Below are 26,548 nucleotides of genomic sequence, written 5' to 3'. Positions count from 1 at the left end.
CAATACGCTATGTCAAACAAACCGTTTATCTACCAAAACCCCTTCCCTCTTGCGCACGATGACACCGAATACTATCTGCTGACCAAAGAGCACGTTTCCGTTGCCGAGTTCGACGGTCAGGAAGTCCTGAAAGTGGAGCCTGAAGCCCTGACCCTGCTGGCACAGCAGGCCTTCCACGATGCCGCGTTTATGCTGCGCCCTTCCCACCAGAAGCAGGTTGCCGCCATTCTCAACGACCCGGAAGCCAGCCAGAACGACAAATACGTTGCCCTCCAGTTCCTGCGTAACTCTGAAATTGCCGCAAAAGGCGTGCTGCCAACCTGTCAGGATACCGGCACCGCGATCATCATGGGCAAAAAAGGCCAGCGCGTCTGGACCGGCGGCGGTGACGAAGCGGCCCTGAGCCAGGGCGTCTATAACACATACATTGAAGATAACCTGCGCTACTCGCAGAATGCGGCGCTGGATATGTATAAAGAGGTGAATACCGGCACCAACCTGCCCGCGCAGATTGACCTCTACAGCGTGGACGGCGACGAGTATAAATTCCTGTGCATGGCGAAAGGCGGCGGTTCTGCCAACAAAACCTATCTCTACCAGGAAACCAAAGCGCTGATCACTCCGGCGAAGCTGAAAAACTACCTGGTTGAGAAGATGCGCACCCTGGGTACCGCAGCCTGCCCGCCGTACCACATTGCCTTTGTTATCGGCGGAACCTCAGCGGAAGCCACGCTGAAAACCGTCAAGCTCGCCTCTGCGCGCTACTACGATGGCCTGCCAACCGAAGGCAACGCGCACGGCCAGGCGTTCCGCGACGTCCAGCTTGAGCAGGAACTGCTTCAGGAAGCGCAAAACCTCGGCCTTGGCGCGCAGTTTGGCGGCAAATACTTCGCGCACGATATTCGCGTGATCCGTCTGCCACGCCACGGCGCCTCCTGTCCGATCGGCATGGGGGTCTCCTGCTCCGCTGACCGCAACATCAAGGCGAAGATTAACCGCGAGGGGATCTGGATTGAGAAGCTGGAGCACAATCCGGGCCAGTATATTCCTGAATCCCTGCGCCAGCAGGGAGAAGGCGACGTGGTAAGCATTGATCTGAACAAGCCGATGCCCGACATTCTGGCGCAGCTTTCCTCGCACCCGGTATCCACCCGCCTGTCGCTGAGCGGCACCATCATCGTAGCGCGTGACATCGCCCATGCGAAGCTGAAAGAGCTGCTCGACAACGGGCAAGAACTGCCGCAGTACGTTAAAGATCACCCGATTTACTACGCAGGCCCGGCGAAAACGCCAGAAGGTTACGCGTCTGGCTCCTTAGGCCCAACCACCGCCGGGCGTATGGACTCCTACGTGGACCTACTGCAATCCCACGGTGCGAGCATGATCATGCTGGCCAAAGGTAACCGCAGCCAGCAGGTCACCGACGCCTGCCATAAGCACGGCGGCTTCTACCTCGGCAGCATCGGCGGCCCGGCGGCGGTGCTGGCGCAAAACAGCATCAAGAGCCTGGAGTGCGTGGCGTATCCTGAACTGGGAATGGAAGCCATCTGGAAAATTGAAGTGGAGAACTTCCCGGCGTTTATTCTGGTAGATGACAAAGGCCACGACTTCTTCCAGCAGATCCAGAATAAACAGTGCAAAGGGTGCTCACAGCGCTGAACGTTTCCATAACGCCGGAAGCAGCGACAGCGTATCGTTGATCAACCCGCGCTTGTCGCTGCCCGGCTTCCAGATAGTGACCATCGTCTGGCTTATCCCCTGGCTGCCCACTTCGGTGGGCAGCCTTTTTACATTTTTCCACTGCGTTGCCTGAAGATGGGTCGGTAAAAACCCCCAGCCGCAGCCCTGTTCCAGCAGGCCGCGCAGCATTTCCAGTTCGTTAGTGAAAAGCGTGTGCCCTGAAATTTGCAGGCGACGGGCAACCGGCTCGTCTGACGCGGGATGCATAATCACCTGTGGCACCAGAGAGAGATCGAGCAGCGACACCGGCGACGCAACCTCCGCAAAAAGCGCCGTTGCGGCGTAAAAATCCATTTCGATCGCCCCCAGCGCCCGCCACTCCATCTCATTGCCCACGCTGCGGTTGCGCGCCTGGCAGATCCCCAGATCGGCCTGACCGTTTGCCAGCATCGCTTCCGCCTCATCGCGCGATGCGCTGGTCAGGCTCAGGCGGATCTTTTTCGTCGCCAGTGTGGCAATCAGCGCCTGTAAAAAAGCTCTGGGGGTGAACGGATCGTAAGCGAGGGCAATGTCCTGCGTCGCGCTGTCCGGTACCGATCTGGCAAACGCCTCAAACGCTTTGACCTGGCGCATCAGCAGGTGCGCCTGTCGCTGAAGCTGCTCCCCCTCCGGCGTCAGGCGCAGGCTGCGCCCCTCCCGCAGGAACAGAGCATAGCCCAGCCCATCCTCAAGGAAATCGATCAGATCCCGCAGGGTAGTACGATCTTTGCCGAGTTTACTGGCCACCTTCATCAGGCTGCCGTGTTCAGCGACGGCAGTGAACGCCTCAAGCTGGGCAAAGGAATAGATCAGTGATGCCACGCCATTCTCCACGCAATTTTTACGGGGGATTTTCCCCCATAACGCGTTTTTTATTATAGGCCGCAGGTTCTTAAACTGAAGTCCTTCCTGAGCCAAACGAGATAAATATGAAAATCAAAACAAACCGCACGCTGCTCGCGGCGCTGGTTGTCAGCAGCCTGCTCTCGCCCGCCGTTATGGCGGCCTGCAACGGTACCGACCTCACCACCTGTCCGGCGCCTTTCGATGCCAGACTCCCGGACGCGCATACCATGCTCACCTGGAGCCAGGCCGATCGCGTGGTGGGCTTTCGCAATGACTACCGCAACTACGCGGGGGATGTGTTCCGCCACGGCAACGCTACGCCGCTGCTGCCCGCAGAAAAACCGCTCACCGATGCCCGCTATCAGGTGAAGGGTAAGAGTTACACTCTTCAGGATTATCTGAAACGCCAGAACGTCAGCGGCATGCTGGTGCTGAAAAACGGCAAAGTGGCCTATAAATACCTGGGTGAAGGCAATACCGACTCAACGCTCTGGACGTCGCGTTCCGTGGGCAAATCGGTGGTCTCCGCGCTGGTGGGTGCTGCAATTAAAGAAGGGAAAATCCACTCCCTGGACGACCTTGTCACCCAATACGAACCTGACTTAAAAGGCACCGCCTGGGAGGGCGTAACGCTAAAACAGCTCATCACCCACACCTCTGGCGTGGCGTGGAACGAAGATTACACCAACCCGCAATCTGACTTCGCCCGGCTTACCGAATGCGAAGCGAAGCCGGGCACCTACAACTGCGTGCGCACCCTGGTGAAGGGGTTACACCGTGAACACCCGGCGGGCGAAAACTGGTCCTATTCCTCGGGTGGCGCCTGGCTGTTAGGCGATGTGCTTGAGCGCGCCACCGGCATGACGCTCGCGGCGTATCTGGAGAAGACCATCTGGCAGCCGTACGGCATGGCGAGCGACGGCGTGTGGCATGCCTACAGCAAAGGCCAGCACGACGTGGGTGCGCATGGGTTCAACGCCACGCTGGAAGACTGGGGGCGTTTCGGGGAGTTTATCCTGCATAACGGTACGCTGCCGGACGGGAAGCAGATCCTCCCCGAGGGCTGGGTGAAACAGTCCTCAGCCTGGACACAGGCCAAAGGATCGGTGTCCGACGCGCATCCGAAGGGGTTATACGGCTACCAGTGGTGGAACAACGAAGTACCAGCCACCGCCACACACGTGGAGCCGAAAGTCGAAAATTCGCTGAAGGATTCCCTGTGGGCGCTGGGTATATTTGGTCAGATGATCATGGTTAATCAGAAAGAAAATCTGGTTATCGTCCAGTGGTCCACCTGGCCGCAGGCAGAGCCGTCATTCAGCGCCCAGCCGCTGGAAGCGTCGCTGATGTTTAGCGCGATTGCGAACGCGCTGCGCTGATAATCCCAAGCCAGGCCCCGCCTGGCTTCTCACCTGCGCGATGTCACAAAACCGATATATCAGCAACTTAGCGAAATCGAGTAAATAAAAGATCACCAAAATGTTAAGTTATTGTTGAATATGTAAATACTGGTCAACGCTTTGTCATTAATGCACCACACGCATCAGTCCATGCGCTATTTGCGCTTATTAATTTCCACTTCCTGATCCAGTTTTCAGAAACAGACGAGCATAACGTCACTATAAAACTGGAGATAATCATGGTTTCCTCAACCTCACCTGCAACGCTTCGTGCCAAAGCGGGCGCGATTTTCCGCGTAACGTCGGGCAACTTTCTTGAGCAATTCGACTTCTTTCTGTTCGGCTTTTATGCCACCTACATCGCCCATACTTTTTTTCCGGCAAGCAGTGAATTTGCGTCGCTGATGATGACCTTCGCCGTCTTTGGCGCGGGCTTCCTGATGCGTCCGATCGGGGCCATTGTGCTGGGGGCTTACATTGATAAAGTGGGTCGCCGTAAAGGGCTGATCGTCACCCTGTCAATTATGGCCACCGGAACCTTCCTGATCGTGCTGATCCCTTCTTATCAAAGCATTGGCCTGTGGGCGCCGCTGCTGGTGCTGACCGGCCGACTGTTGCAGGGTTTTTCGGCAGGCGCCGAGCTGGGCGGGGTTTCGGTTTATCTGGCGGAGATCGCCACGCCGGGCCGCAAGGGTTTCTACACCAGCTGGCAGTCGGGTAGCCAGCAGGTCGCCATTATGATCGCGGCGGCGATGGGCTTCGCCCTGAATGTGGTGCTGGAAGAGAGTGCCATTCGCGAATGGGGGTGGCGTATTCCGTTCCTGTTTGGCTGTCTGATTGTGCCGTTTATCTTTTTCCTGCGCCGCAAGCTGGAAGAGACCGAGGAATTCAGCGCCCGTCGCCACCATCTGGCAATGCGTCAGGTCTTCACAACGCTGCTCGCCAACTGGCCGGTAGTCGTCGCGGGCATGCTGATGGTGGCGATGACCACCACCGCGTTTTACCTGATTACCGTTTACGCGCCGACCTTCGGTAAAAAAGTCCTGATGCTCAGCGCGTCGGACAGTCTTCTGGTCACGCTGCTGGTGGCGGTGTCCAACTTCATCTGGCTTCCGGTGGGCGGCGCGCTGTCGGATCGCTTCGGGCGTAAACCGGTGCTGATCGCCATGACGCTGCTGGCGCTGGCGACCAGCTATCCGGCACTGACGATGCTGGCCGCAGCCCCGAGCTTCTCAATGATGCTGACCGTGCTGCTGTGGCTCTCTTTCCTCTACGGCCTGTATAACGGCGCGATGATCCCGGCCCTGACGGAGATCATGCCAGCAGAGGTGCGCGTGGCGGGCTTCTCACTGGCTTACAGCCTGGCAACGGCGGTCTTTGGCGGTTTCACGCCGGTGATTTCGACTGCCTTAATTGAGTACACCGGCGACAAAGCCTCTCCGGGCTACTGGATGAGCTTTGCCGCCGTTTGCGCCCTGCTGGCAACGCTTTATCTCTATCGTCGTCGCACGTTAATCCTGCAAACTGCCGTTAAGGAGTGATCCCTCATGCTTACATTCAGAACGGTGATTGCCGCCCTGACCTTCGCCACCCTCAGCGCGGGCGCGCTTGCGCAGGATGTGACGGTGATGATTTCTGGCGGCTTCAAAGCGGCGCTGGAGAAGCTGACGCCGCAGTACGAAGCGCAAAGCGGCGACAGGCTCATTGTGATCTCCGGCCCGTCGATGGGCAAAACGCCGCAGGCCATTCCGGCCCGGCTCGCCCGGGGCGAAAAAGCGGACGTGGTGATTATGGTGGGCGATGCGCTGGCGAAACTGGAACAGGATCGCAGGACGGCGGCGGGCTCCCGCGTGGAGCTGGCGGATTCGCCCGTCGGGATGGTCGTCAAAGCGGGCGCGCCGGTGCCGGATATCAGTACGGTGCCTGCCCTGCGGCAAACGCTGCTGAAGGCGCATTCCATGGCTTATTCCGACAGCGCCAGCGGCCGGTATGTAGAGAGTCAGCTGTTCCGTAAGCTGGGCATCGACGGCCAGGTTCACGATAAAGCGCACCGGGTTGAGCGCATCCCGGTGGCGTCTGAAGTGGCAAAAGGGAAATACGATCTCGGCTTTCAGCAGGTGAGCGAGCTTCTGCCGGTCCCGGGGGTGACGTTTGTGGGTAAGTTGCCTGACGACATGCAGTACATTACCCGTTTCGCCGGAGCCGTAACGCAGAAGGCCGACCATCCCGAACAGGGAAAAGCGCTGCTGGCCTTTCTCTCTTCGCCACAGGCCGCCAGCGTCATTACGGCAACGGGCTTAACGCCCGTCAGTGCACCTCGCGATACTGCTCGGTAATCAGCGTTTCGAGTTCGGCAGCAATATAGGACTGGATCCGCCCGCGGCGGCGGATCAGCCCCACGGTTCGCCTGACCTCTGGCTCGGTCAAAGGCACCGACGTCAGCAGCGAATGCTCTGCGCGGGGCATTGACATGGCGGGAACGGCCGCAATGCCGATCCCGGCTTCAACCATCCCCAGCATGGTCGTCACGTGCCGCGTTTCGCAGATGCTGGGGCGCTCAGGCCGAATATGCCCGACCCGCTGGTCGAGAAGATTGCGGTTGCCGGAGGTCTTATCCAGACCGATATAATCCTGCTGATAAAAAGCCTGCCACGTCAGGCTTTTTCTTTTTGCAAGCGGGCTGTCGCGCCGGCAGGCAGCCACGTAGACATCCTCCACCAGCGGGACAAACTCGATGTCGGGCTGCAAACTCCGGGCAAAGCAGATACCAAAATCCGCCTGTCCGCGGGTGACGGCCTCGATAACATTTCCGGCGCTGCTGTCGATCAGTTTTATGCGCACGCGGGGGTAACGGGACTGAAAGCGGCGGATAACATCCGGCATAAAGTAACAGGCGGCGGACGGCACCGTCGCCACGGTGATTAGCCCCGTACGCTCCTCGCTGGCCTTATCGATATCCGAAAGCATGGACTCCACATCAGCAAGCAGCTGTCCGCATCGGTCGGCAAAGGTCTGTCCATACAGGGTCAGCGTGACGCGCCGGGTGGTTCTGTCGAACAGTTTTGTCCCCAGTGCCGCCTCCAGCTTTTCAATTCTGCGACTCAACGCCGACTGGGAAAGGCAGATAGACTCCGCCGCAAGACGGAAATTGCCATATTCCAGTAAAGCGCGGAAGGCATAGAGATCGTTGAGGTCAAAATTGACGGGCATACTGACGGGATCCTTAAGCACGGTAGGGTAAGAAGAGATTTATCATAGTCGCGCACGACATACTTCACAAAATGAAGGGGATACCCCTAAAGCGCTATCAACCTGACGGCACATAGTGATAGTTTATGCGGGCTGGATTCCTCTTAAACAGGCTGCCAGTCTGCATGCAGCCGAAGAGGAGTGTCATACTGCTTAACAGAGTATGTTGGCATGCTAACAGCCCCTGACCTTTCCATTTTGTTCACGTGCGAGTAACGAGCAAAGCGATGATTAAGTGGCCCTGGAAAACGAACGACGCTGGTCGAAATATGGCGCTGCCCTGGGATGAGGCTCTGGCGATCCCCGTGCTGGCGAATCTCTTGCCTGAAGAGCAATCAAAGCTGATTCAGCTGGCCGAGCGTTTTTTACAGCAAAAACGGCTGGTACCGCTACAGGGCTTCGAACTGGATCCGCTTAAAAATTCCCGCATCGCCCTGCTCTTCTGCTTGCCGGTGCTGGAGCTGGGTATCGAATGGCTGGATGGATTCCACGAAGTGCTGATCTACCCGGCGCCGTTTATCGTCGATGATGAGTGGGAGGATGACATCGGGCTGGTGCACAACCAGCGTATGGTGCAGTCCGGGCAAAGCTGGCAGCAAGGGCCAATCATCCTCAACTGGCTGGATATTCAGGACTCGTTCGATGCCTCGGGCTTCAACCTGATCATTCACGAAGTGGCGCATAAGCTGGATACCCGCAACGGCGATCGCGCCAGCGGCGTGCCGCTGATCCCGCTGCGTGAAGTCGCGGGATGGGAGCACGACCTGCACGCGGCGATGGAAAACATTCAGGATGAGATAGACCTGGTGGGTGAAAGCGCGGCCAGCATTGATGCCTATGCCGCGACCGATCCCGCCGAGTGCTTTGCAGTGCTGTCCGAGTATTTCTTTAGCGCACCTGAGCTTTTTGCCCCGCGCTTCCCGGCGCTGTGGCAGCGTTTTTGCCAGTTTTATCAGCAGGATCCGCTCCAGCGTCTACGGCAAAGTGAGGACGCAGCCAGCACCTCCCCTCATCCGTTCCACTAATGTTTAAGGGGTACGATCGGTCGATCGTACCCACACGCTCACCGCGAGAAACAGCAGCGCCATTCCCCCTGCGGCAGTAATCAAAAACTGCTCACCGTAAAAGCGCGTCACCACGGGTACCAGCAGCGCGCTGGCCCCGTACCCCAGCGTATGGCTGGTGGCGATCACCCCTGCGCCTTTGCCCGTCGTCAGCCGATCGTTGAGCAAAAGCTGGTATCCCGGCGTTGCCATGGCGGCCCCCAGCGAAGTGATGACCATTCCCACGTAGAACAGGGCTAAACTGGCGAGACACATCAGCCCAAGACCCGCCACCATCAAGACCGCGGCAATTAAGAGTAAAACTCTCGGGGTAAAATGCTGCGGGCGTACTACCAGAAACTGCGCCGCCAGGGTCGCCAGCGCGGCCAGGCTCAGCAGCAGCGCGACATGATGGCTGATTTGCACGGCATCGCCATTAAATAACGGGTAAAGATGCGGCGATAAACCAAGCTGCATCAGGCTGACCAGCGCCGCCAGCAGCAGTGCCAGCACCAGGAAAGGCAGCATGGAGGCCTGTAACCGCGTCGACTGGTGCGCCACCGGCGGCAGCGGGGGATCGGCGGCTTCGCGCAGCACCAGCAGCAGCGCGATAAACGGCGCCACCGCCATCAGCCAGAGCGGTGCGACCGGGCTGACGCTGAGCATCAGCGCGGCCAGAGGCGGTCCCAGCAGACGCCCGCAGCTCAGGCCAGAGCTTATCGTCGCCAGCGCCGCCATCCTTTTATCCAGCCCCGCGCGTTGAATGGCCCACGTCTGGGCCGCAGGCACCAGCCCTGATACCGTCAGGCCGTACAGCATGCGCGACAGCACCAGGCCTGCCATTCCCCAGAGAGCATTCAGCGCGCCGTTCGCCATCGCCCAGACCACCAGCGCCATCACGACAAAGCTCGCCAGATAGCCGCCCAGCGAGGCCAGCATAACGATCTTACAGCCGTGCCGCTCGCTCTGGCGTCCCCACCAGGGCGATGCGGGTAAAAAGAGCATCGAGCCGAACATCAGCAGCCCGGCCCAGACGGAGAGCGACAGTCCGGTCAGGGAGACCAGCTGCGGCAGCATAACCAGCAAACCGTTTTGCCCAATACCTAATAAACCGGCGCCCAGTGCCAGGGGCCAGTTAGCTTTGGGGGCCACAACGTCAGTGAGATTCTCAGTACGAGTGCGCATAAAATTGTGAAGATAATGTCAATAAATGTGTGGAAATTATGGAGTTTATGAAAACAAATATTGCAAAAATAGTTGCCACTGTAAACAGAATGAATATCATAACGAGAATTATTATCAGTCATGGAATGAGGTACAACTATGCGTACTCTGCCCCGCTCCGCCGGTACAGATGTTGCGGCCCAGTGTTTTTTGAACGCGCTGCTGCGCGAAACGAAGGACTGGCATTATCTTCCCGCAACCCGTGCGGATGAGTTATCACAGATTCATATCCCGCTCTCCCCAACCCAGGCCATTCGGATTTCGGTACGCTATTTCTCCCCCACGCAGCATCACCAGTATCGTTTTCCGGCAACGCTGATTCAGGCCGACAGCGACGGCGGTGACACGGTCACATTCCATCAACTGATTGATTTCATTCTCCAAAAAGAGACGGTAAAAGGCGCCCTGGATGCCGATACGCTGGCTCGCTTTAAGCAGCGCGTCCTGGAAAGCCATACGCACACCTGGCAGGCCATTGATTTACGCCACAACTGGGCAAACCTGCGCGATAAGCCGCTGACGTTTGCCGAAGCGGAACAGGCGCTGCTGGTCGGCCATGCTTTTCATCCTGCCCCAAAGTCGCACGAGCCGTTCAACGAGGCCGAGGCGCGTCGCTATCTGCCGGATTTCGCCTCCCGCTTCCCGCTGCGCTGGTTTGCGGTTGAGCATGAGCTGATTACCGGCGACAGCCTGAATGTCTCCCTGCGGGAACGTCTGCTGCGCTTTGCAGCGCAGAGCGCGCCGGCCCTTCTCGGTCATTTCACCGACACCTGCTGGCTGCTGCCGATGCACCCGTGGCAGGCCGACTATCTGCTGGAGCAGGACTGGTGCCAGCGTCTGGTAGAAAAAGGCGCCCTGCGCGATCTGGGCGAAGCCGGTGCGCAATGGCTGCCCACCAGCTCTTCCCGCTCGCTGTACAGCGAAACCAACAGCGACATGATTAAGTTTTCCCTGAGCGTGCGGCTGACCAACTCCGTGCGCACGCTGTCGGTGAAAGAGGTTAAGCGCGGCATGCGCCTGGCGCGGCTGGCGAAAACGGCACGCTGGCAGGAACTTCAGGCGCGCTACCCGACCATGCGCGTGATGCAGGAGGACGGCTGGGCGGGGCTGTGCGATGAGCACGGCGTCGTCCAGGAAGAGAGCCTGATGGCCCTGCGCGTCAACCTGCTGTTCGATACCCCTGAAACGCAAACCAACGTGCTGGTGAGCCTGACCCAGGCCGCGCCGGACGGCGGCGACAGCCTGCTCGCCGCGGCGGTGCGTCGTCTGAGCCAGCGTCTGGATCTCCCGCTCGCCCAGGCCGCGCGCTGCTGGCTGGACGCTTACTGCGACCGGGTATTGCTTCCGCTGTTCAGCGCCGAGGCGGACTACGGTCTGGTCCTGCTGGCGCACCAGCAAAATATCCTCGTTGAGATGCAGCAGGATTTCCCCGTTGGGCTGATCTACCGCGACTGCCAGGGCAGCGCCTGGACCGAAGGGGCCGACGCGTGGCTGAAAGAGGCAGGTGAAACCGAGGTGGAAAACCGCTTCGGTGAGAGCCAGCTGCTGCGCTACTTCCCTTATTACCTGCTGCTGAACTCTACCCTTGCCGTCACCGCCGCGCTCGCCGCCGCCGGCTTCAACAGCGAAGAGAACCTGATGTCCCGCGTGCGTGACGCGCTGGCCGAACTGCGCACGACGGCGAAGCAGACCCGCTGCCTCGATTACGTGCTCGACAGCCCGACCTGGAACTGCAAAGGCAACTTCTTCTGCTACCTGCACGATCGCAACGAAAACACCATCGTCGATCCGGCGGTGATCTATTTCGACTTTAGCAACCCGTTTTATAAGGAGAAGGCGTGATGGCAAACGCGAATATCGTCCATTCCGGCTACGGCTTTCGCTGCACGGCCACGGAACAAAACCTGCCGCTGACGCTGGGTCTCGACGGCAGCGCGGTGCTGGAGCGGCTGACCGGGCTCCCGGACGGCTGGCTGGTGGACGCCCTCGACCAGCTGTTTGTTGCCGCGCCCGCCCTGACCGGCATTACCCTGCCGTGGGCAGCCTGGCAGGATGAACCTCAGGCGCAGGCGCTGTTTAGCCTCGTTCACGGGGATTATCTGGCGCGTGAAATTTTCTTGCAGCTGCCGCTGTGGCTGAAAGGCGAACGTCCGCAGGCGAGCGGCGGAATGCAGTTTGACGAAAGCCGTCAGCTGTACTTCCCGCTGCGCCCTCACCGCCCGCAGAGCGAGGTGTACCGCCGTTACGATCCGCAGATTAAGCGCACCCTGAGCTTCCGCGTGGCGGACGTGGCGTTGGACGGCGAGCGTTTTACCCGCTGGATGAACAACCCGCGCGTAAATGCCTTCTGGGAGATGGCGGGACCGCAGGCCGAGCAGGAAAACTACCTGCGCCGCCAGCTTGATTCGACGTACTGCTACCCCGTTATCGGCTGCTTCGATGACCAGCCGTTCGGCTATTTTGAACTCTACTGGGCGGCAGAAGATCGCATTGGCCGCCACTATCGCTGGCAGCCGTTTGACCGCGGGCTGCACATGCTGGTGGGTGAAGAAAACTGGCGCGGCGCGCAATACATCCGCAGCTGGCTGCGCGGCCTGAGCCACTATCTGTATCTCGATGAACCGCGCACCACGCGCATTGTCGCCGAGCCGCGCTTCGACAATCAGCGTCTGTTCCGCCATCTGGCGTCCGCCGGTTTCGACACGGTGAAAGAGTTCGACTTCCCGCACAAACGCTCCCGTCTGATCATGAGCGAGCGTCACCGCTTCTTCCACGAGGTGGAACTGTGAACGCACTCTGGCAGAAAGTGAACCGCGAGATGGTGGCGAAGATCCTCGCCGAACTGGAATATGAACGCACCCTGCGCGCCGAGCCGGTTTCGGCGGACAACTGGCGCATCAGTATGGGCAACGCGTGCTGGCAGTTTCGCGCCACGCGTGGGATTTGGGGCTGGCTGCATATTGACCCTGATACCCTGACCACCACCAGCGGCGCGGCGGTCGAAGCGGAAAACGCGCTGCTGCAACTGGCCACCGTGCTGGAGATGAGCGACGCGCAAACGGCGGAGCACATGGAAGATCTCTACGCCACGCTGCGGGGTGACATGCAGCTGTTGCAGGCGCGTGAAACGCTGGATGCCGATGCGCTGATCCACCTCGACCCGGACGAACTACAGTGCCTGATGCGCGGTCACCCGAAGTTTATTTTCAACAAGGGACGCCGCGGCTGGGGGCTGGATGCCCTGCGCCTGTACGCGCCGGAATATCGCGGGCGTTTCCGCCTGCACTGGGTCGCCGTGCAGCGCGAGCGTCTGGTCTGGAGCAGCGACGCCGATTGCGATATTAACGCCCTGCTCTCCAGCGCCATGGACGATGCCGAGCGCGAGCGGTTCGACGCCCGCTGGCAGGAGCTGGATCTGGACGACAGCTGGCTGCCGGTGCCGCTGCACCCGTGGCAGTGGCAGCAAAAAATTGCCATTCATTTCCTGGCGCAGCTCGCGCGCGGTGAGATGGTAGAGCTGGGTGAGTTCGGCGATGAGTATCTGGCGCAGCAGTCCCTGCGCACGCTGACCAACGCCAGCCGTCGCGCGCCGTATGACATCAAGCTGCCGCTGACTATCTACAACACCTCCTGCTATCGCGGTATTCCGGGCAAGTATATCGCCGCCGGTCCGCTGGCCTCGCGCTGGCTACAGCAGCAGTTCGCCAGCGATGCCACGCTGATTCACTCCGGGGCGCAGGTGCTTGGCGAACCCGCAGCCGGATATCTGTCGCATCCGGGTTATGCCGCATTGCCTGAGGCGCCGTACCGCTATCAGGAGATGCTGGGGGTGATCTGGCGCGAGAACCCATCCTGCTATTTACAGGATGGCGAACAGGCGGTGCTGATGGCGGCGCTGATGGAAACCGATAACCAGGGGCGCCCGCTGATTGACGCGTGGATCAAACGCTCGGGGTTAACCGCTGACGCATGGCTGGAAAAGCTGTTTGAGTCGACGGTGATCCCCTTCTACCACCTGCTCTGTCGCTACGGGGTGGCGCTCATCGCCCACGGCCAGAACGTCACGCTGGTGATGAAAGATTACGTTCCGCAGCGCATTTTGCTGAAGGATTTCCAGGGCGACATGCGCCTGGTGGATGAAGATTTCCCGCAGGCGCAGAGCCTGCCGGAGCAGGTAAAAGCGGTGACGGCGCGCCTCAGCGCGGATTACATCATCCACGACCTGCAAACCGGCAACTTTGTCACGGTGCTGCGCTTTATATCCCGCCTCACCCTGCAATGCGGCGTGAGCGAAACCCGCTTCTATCAGATCTTGGCGCTGGTGTTACGTCGCTATATGGCCGCCCATCCGGATCTTGCGGCGCGCTTCGCCAAATTCGACCTGTTTAAGCCGCAGATTATTCGCGTGATCCTCAACCCGGTCAAACTGACCTTCTCTGAACACGACGGCGGCAGCCGCATGCTGCCGAACTACGTCTGCGATCTTGATAACCCTCTTTTTCTGGTCTCCCAGGAGTCAGCGCAATGAAAACCTATGATTTCATCGGCATTGGTATCGGTCCGTTCAACCTCAGTATTGCCGCGCTGGCAGAGGGGCTGGACGGTTTTAGCTCGCTGTTTCTTGAACGCAAGCCGCACTTCTCCTGGCACCCGGGGATGATGGTGCCGGACTGCCATATGCAGACCAGCTTCCTAAAGGATCTGGTCAGCGCCGTGGAGCCTACCAACCGCCACAGCTTCCTGAACTATCTGGTACAGCGCAAAAAGTTCTACCGTTTCCTCACCACCGAGCAGCGCACCGTGTCGCGCGAGGAGTTTGCCGACTACCTGTGCTGGGCGGCGGATAACCTCACTAACCTGGCCTTCAGCCAGCAGGTACAGCAGGTCAGCTTTGATGAGCAAAACGGCCTGTTTGAGGTCGTGACCCAGCGGGATCGCTTCCTGGCGCGCCACGTCTGCGTGGGGATTGGGAAGCAGATCAATCTCCCAGACTGCGTCACCGCGCAGGACGACACCTGCTTCCACGCCAGCGAAATGATGCTGCGCACGCCGGATTTAGCGGGCAAGCGCGTCACTGTCGTCGGCGGCGGCCAGAGCGGTGCGGATCTGTTTTTAAATATCTTCCGTGGGGAGTGGGGGCAGCCGCTGAGCCTCAACTGGGTGTCGCGCCGCAACAACTACAACGCGCTGGATGAAGCCGCGTTTGCCAATGAGTATTTCACGCCGGAGTACGTGGACAGCTTCTCGACCCTTGGTGACGACGCCCGACGTCAGATGTTGCAGGAGCAGAAGATGACCTCCGACGGGATCACCACGGAGTCGCTGCTGGCCATCTATCGCGCCATGTATCACCGCTTCGAAGTGCTGCGCGAAAAACCCTGGGCGCATCTGATGCCGTCCCGCTCGGTGACGGCGCTGACGCGCCAGGAAACCGGACATCGCCTCAGCATCCAGCATCACCTGGACGGCGGGCGCGAACAGCTGGAGAGCGACGTGGTGATTTTCGCCACCGGCTACCGCGCCGTGCAGCCCGCGTTTCTCGCCCCGCTCTCTTCCCGACTGCGTCTGGATGAGAATGAAGCCTTCTGCATCAACAACGATTTCACCCTTGAATGGGACGGCCCGCAGAGCAACCGCCTGTTTGCCGTCAATGCCGGGATGCACCGTCTCGGTATTGCCGAACCCCAGCTCAGCCTGATGGCCTGGCGCGCGGCGCGAATTTTGAATCGCGCTCACGATGACGAGCCGTTTGAGCTGGCAACCACCCCCGGCGTGATCCACTGGCGGAGCACCACCAGCCCGGAGAGCAGCCAGGTTTTTAAATCATTAATGAAGACCACCGAGTACTGACACACACATTCAGGATCAACATAACAATGAAACGTTCTCATCTTTGGGTTTTAAATCCGTGCTTGCTTGCCATGCTTTCTACCTCTGCGTGGGCGGAAGAACAAAAGGAAGAAGATATTGTGGTCTCCGCCAGCCGGGCACATCGCAGCGTGGCAGAGATGGCGCAAACCACCTGGGTTATTGAGCGGGCGGAAATTGAGCAGCAGGTTCAGGGCGGGAAAGAGATTAAAGACGTGCTGGCCCAGCTGATCCCCGGCATGGACGTCAGCAGCCAGGGACGTACCAACTATGGCATGAACCTGCGCGGTCGCTCCATGATGGTGATGGTGGACGGCGTACGTCTGAACTCTTCCCGCAGCGACAGCCGCCAGCTCGACTCTATCGATCCGTTCAACATTGACCGCATCGAAGTGATCTCCGGCGCCACCTCGCTGTACGGCGGCGGCAGTACCGGCGGGCTGGTGAACATCGTCACCAAAAAAGGCCAGCCGGAGACCGAGGTGGAGTTCCAGACCGGGGCAAAAAGCGGGTTTAACAGCCATAACGACCATGATGAGAACGTCTCCGCAGCCGTGAGCGGCGGCAATGACAACGCCTCTGGCCGTCTGTCGGTCTCCTATCAGCGCTACGGCGGCTGGTACGACGGCAACGGCGACGAGGTGATTATCGATAACACCCAGACCGGCTTGCAGTATTCCGACCGTATCGACGTGATGGGGACAGGCACCATTAACATCGACGATCATCAGCAGCTCCAGTTAACCACGCAGTACTACAAGAGCGAATCCGACGGCAAGCACGGCCTGTTCCTTGGGGAGAATTTCGCTGCGGTCACGGGCGATGCCAAAGCCTATAACAAAGACAACCTGAACTCTGACCGTATCCCGGGCACAGAGCGTCACCTGATCAACCTGCAATACTCGAACACCGATTTCTGGGGTCAGGATCTGGTTGCGCAGATTTACTACCGTGACGAGAGCCTGACCTACTACCCGTTCCCGACGCTGAGCAAAGGCGCGGTGACCAGCATTGGCGCGTCCCAGCAGAAAACCGATTTTTACGGCGGCAAGCTGACGCTGAACAGCAAGCCGATAGACGACCTGACCCTCACCTGGGGTGTAGACGCCGATCATGAAACGTTCGATGCCAACCAGCAGTTCTTTGACTTGAGCAAAGCGGCGGCGAGCGGCGGCATGGAGCTGGACAATGCCTACAACGTGGGCCGTTATCCGGGTTACAGCATTACCAACCTCGCGCCGTTCCTGCAAGCCAGCTATGACATTGACGCCATCACCCTCAGCGGCGGCGTGCGTTACCAGTACACCGAAAACAAGGTGGACGATTTTGTCGGCTACGCCCAGCAGCAGGCAATCGCCACGGGCAAAGCGACCTCCGCTGACGCGGTGCCGGGCGGGAAAACCGACTACAATAACTTCCTGTTTAACGCCGGGATCCTTGGACGTCTTACCGAACAGCAGCAGCTGTGGTTTAACTTCTCCCAGGGCTTCGAGATCCCGGACCTGGCGAAGTACTACGGCTCCGGCACCTATCAGCTGGTCGATGGTCACTATCGCCTGCAAAACAGCGTCAACGTGAACGACTCAACGCTGGACGGTATTAAGGTCAATGCCTACGAGCTGGGCTGGCGCTTCACCGGCGATAACCTGCGTACCCAGGTGGCGGCCTACTACTCGCTCTCGGATAAAACCATCACCATCAACAAGAGCGACATGACCATCAACCTGGAAGACGACAAACGTCGTATCTACGGGGTTGAAGGCCAGGTGGACTATTTCTTCACCGACAGCGACTGGAGCACCGGGGCGAACTTTAACGCCATTAAGTCCGAAACGCGTGAAAACGGGAAATGGGAGAAGCTGACGGTCGACAGCGCCAGCCCGTCTAAAGCCAGCGCATGGGTTAACTGGGCGCCGGGCGACTGGGCCCTGCGCGTGCAGAGCACACAAACCTTCGACGTGTCTGACGCCGACGGTAAGAAGATTGATGGCTATAACACCGTTGATTTCCTGGGCAGCTACGCCCTGCCGGTGGGCAAAGTCAGCTTCAGCGTGGAAAACCTGCTGGACAAAGACTACACCACCGCCTGGGGCCAGCGCGCACCGGGGCTGTATAGCCCAACCTATGGCTCACCGGGTCTTTATACTTATAAAGGCCGTGGACGTACGTTTGGTCTGAACTACTCCGTTCTGTTCTGATCCTGCGCGCCGCCTGCGGGCGGCGCATTTTGCTGTGCAATTTGAAAGCAAATTTGCTATTAAATCATCGGTTTGCTGAAATTCTCGGCAAACGAACAAAAACGGTGTTTTCCCCTTTGACAAGGCGCACGCAGGTCGATAATATGCGCCTCGTTCACACGATTCCTCTGTAGTTCAGTCGGTAGAACGGCGGACTGTTAATCCGTATGTCACTGGTTCGAGTCCAGTCAGAGGAGCCAAATTTGAAAAGCCTGCTTTTAGAGCAGGCTTTTTGCTTTTGTGGGTTACAACACAAACTCGTAATGAGAACCATCGGGTAGTTCTACATCCAGCCGTAGCTTCCCTCCGGCGGCCTCAACGTAGCGTTTCAAAGAAGAAAGCTTAATATCGCGTCCTGCCTTTTCCATGACGGCGACAGTAGGTTGTTTAATACCCAACGCCCTGGCCATATCTACCTGCGTTTTTTGCACTTTTTCACGTAACTCGGCCAGATGGATATTGAGCAAAATATCCGTTGCCATTGCCTGTGCGCTGGCAACAACCTCAGGTTTTTCATCTGCAATAAGCTGCTCCAGGGTTCTGCCCATCGCGTTAATTCCTCTCTTTTAATGTGTTCAGCCAGCGAGTGTATTCCCGATCCGCAACGAGAAGCATCTCATCGTAAAATCGCCTTTCATTACCGTCCTTATTGCCCGCACACAGTACAATACCCGTACGGTTCGGATCGAAAGCGAAAAATGCCCTCAGCGGATCACCCTTACTCTGAATACGCAACTCTTTCATGTTGCTGTGGCGGGAGCCTTTCAGCGTATCGGCATACGGTCTGGACAGACCCGGTCCCCTCTCCTGCAAAACAAGTAGCGCGGCCAGTACGCTGGCTCTCTCGCTATCGTTTAATGAGGTGAACCAGTCGTCAAACCTGTCCGTAGTTTTAATCGCCCACACGGGACCTCCTTGTACAACATAGATCAAAAACTATATAGATGCAAAACTATAGTGCCGATTATGCAGACAGATTGGCTGGTATGCAGGTTAAGGATGCAAAATATGGAAGCCGTCTTCAGAAATAAAGGAGAAACAGGGTGAAGGGGGAATACAAGCCCGGAAAGCGCAGCGCACCCGGGCAAACGCGTAGTTAAATCTGATAATCAATCGCCACTTCTTCCGGCTCCATCACCTGGCGTTTGATCTCATCTACGGAGAGCCCCGCATTGCACAGCTCGATAAAACGCCACACATAGTTACGCTGAAGCTGCCCGCGCTTCAGCCCGAGCCAGACGGTGTTCGCATCGAACAGATGACGCGTATCCAGACGCACCAGATTACCAGCCTCATATTCTCCGCCAGACTGCTCGGCCACCAGGCCAATCCCCAGCCCTAACTCGACGTAGGTTTTGATCACGTCGGAATCCTGCGCGCTCAGCACCACGTCCGGCGTGAGCCCTTTACGCTTGAACGCTTCATCTATGCGCGAACGCCCGGTAATGCCCTGCCGGTAGGTGATAAGCGGCCATTTGACGATCTCTTCCAGCGTCAACGGTGAAACCTGGTTCAGCGGGTGTTCGGCGGGTAATAGCAGGCTGTGGTGCCAGCGGAACCACGGGAACGCCACCAGCAGCGGGTCATTGCTCAGCCGTTCACTGGCGATACCGATATCGGCCCCACCGTTATGCAGCAGCACTTCAATTTCCTGCGGCGTGCCCTGGATCAGTTCGAGACGTACGTCCGGGAAGATCTCACGAAATGCTTTGATAACCGTCGGAAGGCTGTAACGCGCCTGTGTATGGGTGGTGGCGATAGTCAGCACACCGGAAGCGTCGTTGGTAAAGAGATCCGCCAGCCGACGAACGTTGCTGGCCTCGTTGAGAATGCGCTCAGCGATGGTCAGCAATGCCTTGCCTGGCTCGGTCATACCCAGCAGGCGCTTGCCGCGACGGATAAAAATTTCAATGCCTAACTCCTCCTCCAGCTCGCGGATATGTCGGCTGACGCCCGACTGAGAGGTGTAAAGCATATTGGCGACTTCGGTCAGGTTGTAATCCCGCCTGGCCGCCTCACGAATAATTTTAAGTTGCTGGAAATTCACAATTCACTCCGGCGCATCTGACATAAGGCTATTGTTAGAGTCAGGCGGGCTGGAGAACAAATAATAAAAACCAGCATCTTATGCTTATTTGGAATATCAGCTGACGAGTTGCAGCTCGCGATTTTCCAGCGACGGCTTACTGACCAGAGACATCAGGATCTCTTTCACCGCCTGCGCCTGCGGTGACAGGGAGCCGCGCGCGGACATATTCAACGACAGCGGTAAGCTCATGGATGGCGTGGTGATGCGGGCCATCCAGCCGTTCGCCGCGCTGCACAGTGAACGTGCGGCAGACTCGGGCAGAACCGTTACACCCATGCCGCTGGCAATGGCGGCAGTCAGCGTGGAGATGGAATCAATCTCGCCGATAATCTTCGCCGTCAGACGGCGCAGCGAGAACGCTTCGTCAACGCGCACGCGCACGGCACTGTAGTCGCGCGGCAGGAACAGGTTCATCTCTGCCACAGCGGTTAAATCAATGCTCTGACCGGGACAATCACGGGTACCGACCAGGTAAAGATCTTCCTTCAGCAGCGGCTGGCTGGTGATCCCGGCAACCGGGGAGCGATCGTACAGCACCGCCATATCCAGCTGACCGTTGAGCAGTTTGTCATTGAGCACGGAACCACTGTTCTCATGCAGATAAACCAGCACTTCCGGTAGCTCCGCGCGCACCGCCTGAAGCAGCGGCATGGTGACAGACGATGCGGCCGTTCCCGGCGCCAGGCCAATGGAGACATGGCCGCTCAGGGTCTGACCCACATTGTGCACGGCCAGCTGCGCCTGTTCACACTGACGCAGGATCGTGCGGGCATGGGTATATAAAATTTTTCCCGCTTCGGTAGGCGTTACGCCGCGCTTGGTGCGGATCAACAGTTGCTGGTCCATTTCGCCTTCCAGAGTCGCGACCTGCTGGCTCAGCGCAGGCTGCGCGATATGCAGCACTTCAGCCGCCTGGGTCAGGCTGCCGATATCGACGATTTTTACGAAGTATTTCAGTCGTCTTAAGTTCATGTTGCCCCCTGTTCGAAAATAGCGTGCCGGTAACGGCTGTGTTGTTAAACAGGTTTTGCAATATGGATGCCAGTTTTTTGCAGCGGGTGTATGTCTCTGCTAAGCGGCTGAAAATAAGGAAAGCCAATCACTAGTGCCTGTTTTGAGACGGGGACAACGGTTTCCGATCTGCCCCATTCGGGGTATATCTGCACAATAATGGTGCATTCCGTTGGCAAAAACATCACTTTGCTGGTTTTGTCAGCAAACAGTTCAAAGTCGGCGATCCATCCTTTGACAAGGCGTACGCAGGTCGATAATATGCGCCCCGTTCACACGATTCCTCTGTAGTTCAGTCGGTAGAACGGCGGACTGTTAATCCGTATGTCACTGGTTCGAGTCCAGTCAGAGGAGCCAATTTCCTGTTTTCATGCATCCTTGCGAATCATTATATGATGTTAGTTCAACAGGTTAGCGTGAAAATTCTTCCCGGTGCATTTTGATTTTACCCTCCGCATCGGGAAAAATTGGTGGTCAAATCTGGGGTCAGGTTAGTTCGATAATGGAGTGACCCCCATATGTCCCTTACCGACGCGAAAATCCGCACTCTCAAGCCTTCTGATAAACCCTTTAAAGTCTCCGATTCCCACGGTCTGTATCTGCTGGTCAAACCGGGTGGCTCACGTCACTGGTATCTCAAGTACCGTATTAACGGTAAAGAATCCCGCATTGCGCTGGGTGCCTATCCTGCCGTCTCCCTCTCTGATGCGCGACAGCAGCGTGAAGGTGTCCGTAAAATGCTGGCGCTGAATATCAACCCGGTACAGCAGCGGGCTGCTGAACGTGGCTCACGAACACCGGATAAAGTTTTTAAAAACGTGGCGCTGGCGTGGCATAAAAGTAACCGGAAATGGTCGCAGAACACCGCTGACCGTCTGCTTGCCAGCCTGAACAATCACATCTTTCCGGTTATCGGGAACCTGCCTGTATCAGAACTTAAACCCCGTCATTTCATTGACCTGCTTAAAGGGATCGAGGAAAAAGGTCTGCTGGAAGTTGCGTCCCGCACGCGGCAGCACCTGAGTAACATAATGCGCCATGCGGTCCATCAGGGGTTAATCGATACGAACCCGGCAGCAAACCTTGGCGGCGTGACCACACCTCCTGTCAGACGGCACTATCCTGCCCTGCCACTGGAGCGACTGCCTGAACTGCTTGAACGTATTGAGGCATATCATCAGGGCCGCGAACTTACCCGGCTTGCCGTCCTGCTGATGCTGCATGTGTTCATTCGCTCCAGTGAACTGCGTTTCGCCCGCTGGTCAGAGATTGATTTCACAAACCGGGTCTGGACGATACCCGCGACGCGAGAACCCATTATTGGCGTGCGTTATTCCGGGCGCGGGGCCAAAATGCGAATGCCGCATATCGTCCCCCTCTCAGAACATGTCATCGCCATTCTGAAACAGATTAAAGATATCACCGGTAATAATGAACTGGTCTTCCCCGGCGACCATAACCCGTATAAGCCAATGTGTGAAAACACGGTCAACAAGGCATTGCGGGTTATGGGCTACGACACAAAAAAGGATATCTGTGGCCACGGCTTTCGGGCGATGGCATGCAGTGCGCTGATGGAATCGGGTTTATGGTCAAAGGACGCAGTAGAACGCCAGATGAGTCATCAGGAGCGCAATACCGTGCGCATGGCTTATATTCACAAGGCAGAACATCTGGAAGCCCGCAAGGCGATGATGCAGTGGTGGTCCGATTATCTGGATATATGCCGTGAAGCCTACGTTCCACCATATTTCCTTATCAGAAAATAAAGCATTACGCCAGATAGTTCATGAACTATCTGGCGTAACAAATCAACCCCATATCGGCGTCAATTGATATGGTTTTTTTTAGTTTAAATCCCATGACTGCGAAGGAGTAATGACTCCTGTAGGGTATTTGCTTTTGAAAAAGGCTATAGCCTCTTTGCGGATGTTCTCTACAGAACATTCCATAGTCTTAAAACAGCCGACAAAGGAAAACTCTAAGAGATGCAGATCAGGCTCCTGACGTATCGAACACGCTGCTGGTTTAGGGCGAGAAGGTACTCGGCTATTAACTTGACGTGAACATTACTGTGTTTGCTTCCCAGCCCCACTCATTCTCCCGGTAAAACCGGATTGTTATCAAGACTGATTAAATAGCAAATAAAAACAACTTTCTCGTGAAAGATTGCATTCACTTTAACGGAATTGAAAACATCACACGCAAAATATCATGTAACTTTCATGGTTTCATGTGATAAGCTAACTCACGTCCCTTGTAAAGTTACATGAGTTTATCTTTCCGATGCGAGTTTGCAACGTCTTATGGTGCGCGCACATCACAAAGTAACGCAGGTAAACGCTGTGACATGTAGGGGCCAACAAACAACTTAACTTTACCTTTATAACCACATGATTTTTGGAATGATTTATGACTGTATCGTTCAAACGTCGCATGTTGTGCTTAACCGGTACACTGGCTGTAATCGGGCTGTTCCTTTCAAAACAGAGCGTCATACCCGGCGCGTATGCACTTGAGACATCAAACTTTAAAACGGTGCGAACTACGTCCGCAGTTGTTCATACGGTAAACGACTGGGTCGAATTCTCGGGAAAACTGGAAGCCACCGATGAGGTCACTGTACGTTCAAAAGTTACAGGCTCGATTGTGGATGTTAAGTTCAGGGATGGTCAGTTGGTCAGGAAAGGCGATATTTTATTTATTATCGATCCAGCCCCTTATAAGACTGAACTGGCCCGGGCTCGTGCAGCATACGCGCAGGCAAAAGCGAAGCAGGACTTGGCATTGCTGGATCTGTCCCGGGGTAAAAAACTTATCGGGACCCATGCTATCTCACAGCGCGATTATGACGTTCTGAACAATGCCGCTCGGGAATCGAAAGCAGCCAGGGAGATTGCCGAAGCTGAGGTCGAGAGCGCCAGGCTCAGCGAAAGCTATACCCGGATCACCGCACCGGTAACTGGCCGTATTTCCAGAGCAGAACTGACAGTCGGTAATCTGGTCGCAGCCGGTATTGACAGTCCAGTTCTTGCATCCATTGTTGCTCTTGATCCCTTGTATGTCGCTTTTAATGCGGATGAACGAACCTATCTTAATTATATCGACAAGCTTTCAAATAAAGACAAACCTGAAGTGCTGGTAGGACTGGCCGATGAAAAAGATTATCCACATAAAGCCATTCTTCATTCTGTGGATAATCATCTCAGTACTGAAACCGGCACTATCAGGATGCGCGCACTTCTTGATAATCCATCATCAAGGTTGCTTCCCGGTTTACAGGCCCGGGTCAGACTCCAGGCAAGCAGATCTTATACAGCAGTATTGATTGATCAGACACTGATCCGCACCGACCAGGACAGACGCTATGTTCTGGTAGTCGGAAACAATGACAAAGTTGAATATCGCCCCCTCGAACTGGGAAACAAACAGGGGGAACTGATTGTTGTGAAAAAAGGCCTCAATAAGGGTGACAGAGTTATTTCCGGTGGGGCGCAGTTGGTCAGCCCCGGTGAAACAGTCGTTGTCAGCAAAGATGAATCCCCTTCTTCAAAATCCCGGGAAGGAAATAAGTCATCATGAAAGTATCAAAATTCTTTATCGACAGGCCGGTTTTTGCTGGAGTACTGTCTGCGTTGTTCATTCTGGCAGGGATTATCGCCATATTTCGTCTACCGGTATCGGAATACCCACCGGTTGTCCCCCCATCCGTTATCGTTCATGCCCAGTATCCTGGAGCCAATGCCACCACGATTGCACAGACGGTTGCAGCTCCAATTGAGGAAACTGTGAACGGCGTAGAGAATATGCTGTATATGCAGTCACTTTCAAATGAGGATGGCAATCTCTATCTGACAGTGACCTTCAAACTGGGCACAGATCCCGATCAGGCTCAGCAATGGGTGCAGAACCGGGTGTCGCAGGCTCTGCCCCGGTTACCTGAAGATGTCCAGCGACTGGGTGTCACAACGAATAAAAGCTCGCCGAATATCACACTTGCCGTTCATATGATATCGCCTGATGGCAGATATAACGATAATTACATCAGTAATTACGCCATACGTAACATCAAAGACCAGCTCTCGCGTATTGAGGGAGTTGGCCAGGTATCAGTATGGGGCCCCGGTGGTTACGCGATGCGAATCTGGCTTAATCCTGATGCTATGGCTGCTCGCGGACTGACGACATCAGATGTCGCCTCTGCTATCCGTGAACAAAACGCCCAGTCACCAGTGGGAAGCGTTGGCGCAGCCCCTATGGCAGAAGAAACACCGTTACAGTTGTCAGTTAATGCCAGCGGTCGGCTTAAAACGGCTGAAGAATTTGGCAACATTGTGCTCCATGCCCGACAGGATACCAGAACGACATTATTGAAGGATGTCGCCCGTATTGAACTGGCCGCTGAAAATTATGCCATGCGTACTTACCTGGATAAAAAGCCTGCGGTAGCGCTGGCCATACAGGAGTCTCCGGGCGCAAATGCTCTGGAAATTGCCTCACAAGTAAGTCGCACAATGAACGATCTGAAAAAACAGTTCCCTGAAGGACTGGATTACCAGATAGTTTATAATCCAACCAAATCAGTCAGGGCGGGTATAGAAGCTGTGCTTCATACTCTTTTTGAGGCCATACTCCTCGTGGTACTGGTTGTTTTTCTTTTCCTCCAGACCTGGCGAGCATCAATCATTCCTCTGCTGGCTGTTCCCGTTTCGATAACCGGCACAATGGCATTTCTGTACCTTTTTGGGTTTTCAATCAATGCCCTGAGCCTTTTTGGCCTCGTCCTGGCTATTGGCATTGTCGTTGATGATGCCATTGTTGTTGTTGAAAATGTAGAAAGAAACATAGAAAGAGGCATGACGCCATATCATGCCGCCTGCAAGGCTATGCAGGAAGTCAGTAGTCCCATTATTGCGATCGCGCTGACGCTGAGTGCCGTATTTGTTCCGCTGGCTTTTATGAGTGGCCTGACCGGAAGGTTTTATCAGCAGTTTGCAGTGACAATAGCAGTTTCAACAATTATCTCCGCTATTAACTCCCTTACACTCTCACCGGCTCTCTCTGCCATGCTGCTGAAGCCACGTGATTCAGACAGCGACTGGCTTACGCGCATTATGCATCGTAGTTGTGGACGGTTCTTTACTGTTTTCAACCGCCTGTTCAACAGTAGTGCCAGGCGATATGAAAAAGGTGTTGGCGCGCTTGGCCAGCGCAAGATTCTGATTATGGTTATTTATGGCATTCTGCTGGCAATTACGCTGTTACTGGGCAGATCTGTACCTGGGGGGTTTATCCCTGCTCAGGATAAAGAATACCTTATCAGTTTTGTGCAGCTTCCTGCTGGCGCATCATTGTCCAGAACAGACCGGGTACTGGAAAAAATGAATGACATAGCACGAAGTGAGCCAGGAGTATCTTCCACATCTTCTTATGCTGGATTGTCTGTAAACGGCACCACCACAAGCCCTGGTTCCGGTCTGACATTTGTCCTCCTCAAGCCTTTTGAGCAACGGCCTGGCATCAGCGCAGATGATGTTGCCGCCTCTCTGAATGCCAGATATCAGTCACTTCCTGGCGCAGATTTTGCAGCCGTTTTCCCGGCACCACCCGTTATGGGTCTGGGTTCCCTGGGGGGATTCAAATTGCAGCTTGAAGACAGAGGAAATATCGGTTACGACGGAATGGCCGAAGTACTTCGACGCTTTCAGGCAGAAGCAGCTAAATCACCTGTGCTGACGCCACTTTTTTCAACATACCAGAATAATTTTCCACAAATTAATGTCGATATTGACCGTAATCGCGCCAAACAACTTGGGGTGAACATAAGTGATATTACCGAGACATTACAATCCTATCTTGGCT

20 protein-coding genes and 2 tRNA genes are annotated in these 26,548 nt (G+C 56.3%); 15 read left to right on the top strand and 7 right to left on the bottom strand.

What is annotated here, in order from left to right:
* Window positions 1-9 precede the first annotated feature (9 nt).
* Complete coding sequence (fumA, locus tag IM290_RS18620) at window positions 10-1,659, top strand: class I fumarate hydratase FumA (protein WP_193042595.1); 1,650 nt, start codon at window positions 10-12, stop codon at window positions 1,657-1,659.
* On the opposite strand, the gene IM290_RS18615 is transcribed toward fumA, so the two are convergent.
* Complete coding sequence (locus IM290_RS18615; protein WP_193042596.1) at window positions 1,648-2,553, bottom strand: LysR family transcriptional regulator; 906 nt, start codon at window positions 2,551-2,553, stop codon at window positions 1,648-1,650. The genes fumA and IM290_RS18615 overlap by 12 nt on opposite strands.
* Window positions 2,554-2,648: 95 nt before the next feature.
* On the opposite strand from IM290_RS18615, the gene IM290_RS18610 reads away from it, so the two are divergent.
* The 3 genes from IM290_RS18610 (at window position 2,649) to IM290_RS18600 (ending at window position 6,301) form a co-directional block, all read left to right on the top strand.
* A complete protein-coding gene (locus IM290_RS18610) occupies window positions 2,649-3,944 on the top strand; it encodes a serine hydrolase (protein ID WP_032654133.1) in 1,296 nt (431 codons plus the stop codon).
* A 260-nt stretch (window positions 3,945-4,204) separates the two neighbouring features.
* On the top strand, window positions 4,205-5,506 hold the full coding sequence (locus tag IM290_RS18605) for an MFS transporter (RefSeq protein ID WP_032654136.1): 1,302 nt from the start codon (window positions 4,205-4,207) through the stop codon (window positions 5,504-5,506).
* A 6-nt stretch (window positions 5,507-5,512) separates the two neighbouring features.
* Window positions 5,513-6,301, top strand: a complete 789-nt coding sequence (locus IM290_RS18600; RefSeq protein ID WP_047365515.1) for a substrate-binding domain-containing protein — start codon at window positions 5,513-5,515, stop codon at window positions 6,299-6,301.
* On the opposite strand, the gene IM290_RS18595 is transcribed toward IM290_RS18600, so the two are convergent.
* Window positions 6,273-7,175, bottom strand: a complete 903-nt coding sequence (locus IM290_RS18595; protein ID WP_003859540.1) for a LysR family transcriptional regulator — start codon at window positions 7,173-7,175, stop codon at window positions 6,273-6,275. The two genes, IM290_RS18600 and IM290_RS18595, sit on opposite strands and share 29 nt — an antisense overlap.
* Before the next feature lie 266 nt (window positions 7,176-7,441).
* Between IM290_RS18595 and mtfA the strand changes: the two genes are divergently transcribed.
* Window positions 7,442-8,239 (top strand): DgsA anti-repressor MtfA, encoded by a 798-nt coding sequence (mtfA, locus tag IM290_RS18590; RefSeq protein WP_017693127.1) that lies wholly within the window; start codon window positions 7,442-7,444, stop codon window positions 8,237-8,239.
* 3 nt (window positions 8,240-8,242) lie between these two features.
* On the opposite strand, the gene IM290_RS18585 is transcribed toward mtfA, so the two are convergent.
* The gene (locus IM290_RS18585) at window positions 8,243-9,442 is read right to left on the bottom strand and encodes an MFS transporter (RefSeq protein ID WP_193042597.1); all 1,200 of its coding nucleotides are present in this window, start codon (window positions 9,440-9,442) and stop codon (window positions 8,243-8,245) included.
* Window positions 9,443-9,580: 138 nt separating this feature from the next.
* Here IM290_RS18585 and IM290_RS18580 point away from each other — a divergent pair, with 138 nt between their 5' ends.
* From IM290_RS18580 to IM290_RS18555, 6 genes are all read left to right on the top strand, one after another.
* A complete protein-coding gene (locus IM290_RS18580) occupies window positions 9,581-11,323 on the top strand; it encodes an IucA/IucC family siderophore biosynthesis protein (protein ID WP_193042598.1) in 1,743 nt (580 codons plus the stop codon).
* The gene (locus IM290_RS18575) at window positions 11,323-12,270 is read left to right on the top strand and encodes a GNAT family N-acetyltransferase (protein WP_193042599.1); all 948 of its coding nucleotides are present in this window, start codon (window positions 11,323-11,325) and stop codon (window positions 12,268-12,270) included. The genes IM290_RS18580 and IM290_RS18575 overlap by 1 nt, the downstream gene beginning before the upstream one ends.
* Window positions 12,267-14,009, top strand: coding sequence for an aerobactin synthase IucC (gene iucC / locus IM290_RS18570; protein WP_370532106.1), 1,743 nt, complete (start codon window positions 12,267-12,269; stop codon window positions 14,007-14,009). The genes IM290_RS18575 and iucC overlap by 4 nt, the downstream gene beginning before the upstream one ends.
* Window positions 14,006-15,331, top strand: coding sequence for a lysine N(6)-hydroxylase/L-ornithine N(5)-oxygenase family protein (locus tag IM290_RS18565; protein ID WP_017383315.1), 1,326 nt, complete (start codon window positions 14,006-14,008; stop codon window positions 15,329-15,331). Before iucC ends, IM290_RS18565 begins: the two co-directional genes overlap by 4 nt.
* A gap of 26 nt (window positions 15,332-15,357) precedes the next feature.
* The gene (locus IM290_RS18560; protein ID WP_023303946.1) at window positions 15,358-17,547 is read left to right on the top strand and encodes a TonB-dependent siderophore receptor; all 2,190 of its coding nucleotides are present in this window, start codon (window positions 15,358-15,360) and stop codon (window positions 17,545-17,547) included.
* Between the two features lie 163 nt (window positions 17,548-17,710).
* Window positions 17,711-17,786, top strand: a tRNA-Asn gene (locus IM290_RS18555).
* 45 nt (window positions 17,787-17,831) lie between these two features.
* Here IM290_RS18555 and IM290_RS18550 read toward each other — a convergent pair.
* The 4 genes from IM290_RS18550 to nac form a co-directional block, all read right to left on the bottom strand.
* Entirely contained in the window at window positions 17,832-18,134 is a 303-nt protein-coding gene (locus IM290_RS18550; RefSeq protein WP_017383313.1) for a helix-turn-helix domain-containing protein, read from the bottom strand.
* A gap of 4 nt (window positions 18,135-18,138) precedes the next feature.
* Window positions 18,139-18,492: a type II toxin-antitoxin system RelE/ParE family toxin gene (locus IM290_RS18545; RefSeq protein WP_193042600.1), complete on the bottom strand. Its 354-nt coding sequence runs from the start codon at window positions 18,490-18,492 to the stop codon at window positions 18,139-18,141.
* Between the two features lie 190 nt (window positions 18,493-18,682).
* Complete coding sequence (gene cbl, locus IM290_RS18540) at window positions 18,683-19,633, bottom strand: HTH-type transcriptional regulator Cbl (protein WP_017383311.1); 951 nt, start codon at window positions 19,631-19,633, stop codon at window positions 18,683-18,685.
* 96 nt (window positions 19,634-19,729) lie between these two features.
* Window positions 19,730-20,647, bottom strand: coding sequence for a nitrogen assimilation transcriptional regulator NAC (gene nac, locus IM290_RS18535; protein WP_003859531.1), 918 nt, complete (start codon window positions 20,645-20,647; stop codon window positions 19,730-19,732).
* A 320-nt stretch (window positions 20,648-20,967) separates the two neighbouring features.
* On the opposite strand from nac, the gene IM290_RS18530 reads away from it, so the two are divergent.
* The 4 genes from IM290_RS18530 to IM290_RS18515 all read left to right on the top strand — a co-directional run.
* Window positions 20,968-21,043 (top strand) — tRNA-Asn (locus IM290_RS18530).
* Window positions 21,044-21,204: 161 nt separating this feature from the next.
* Window positions 21,205-22,455, top strand: a complete 1,251-nt coding sequence (locus IM290_RS18525) for an integrase arm-type DNA-binding domain-containing protein (protein WP_044173424.1) — start codon at window positions 21,205-21,207, stop codon at window positions 22,453-22,455.
* Window positions 22,456-23,098: 643 nt separating this feature from the next.
* Window positions 23,099-24,268 carry an efflux RND transporter periplasmic adaptor subunit gene (locus tag IM290_RS18520; protein WP_104876748.1) on the top strand — a complete coding sequence of 390 codons (1,170 nt, stop codon included), beginning with the start codon at window positions 23,099-23,101 and terminating at the stop codon, window positions 24,266-24,268.
* The coding region (locus tag IM290_RS18515; protein WP_193354488.1) for an efflux RND transporter permease subunit at window positions 24,265-26,548 on the top strand (2,284 nt) is incomplete at its 3' end. The genes IM290_RS18520 and IM290_RS18515, both read left to right, overlap by 4 nt.

Origin of the sequence: Enterobacter cloacae complex sp. S1 (genome assembly GCF_014930525.1) — a bacterium.
GTDB classification, from domain to species: Bacteria; Pseudomonadota; Gammaproteobacteria; order Enterobacterales; family Enterobacteriaceae; genus Enterobacter; species Enterobacter hormaechei_C.
Note: the sequence above shows the minus strand (reverse complement) of the source record. Positions and strands in the feature narration are given on the sequence as shown.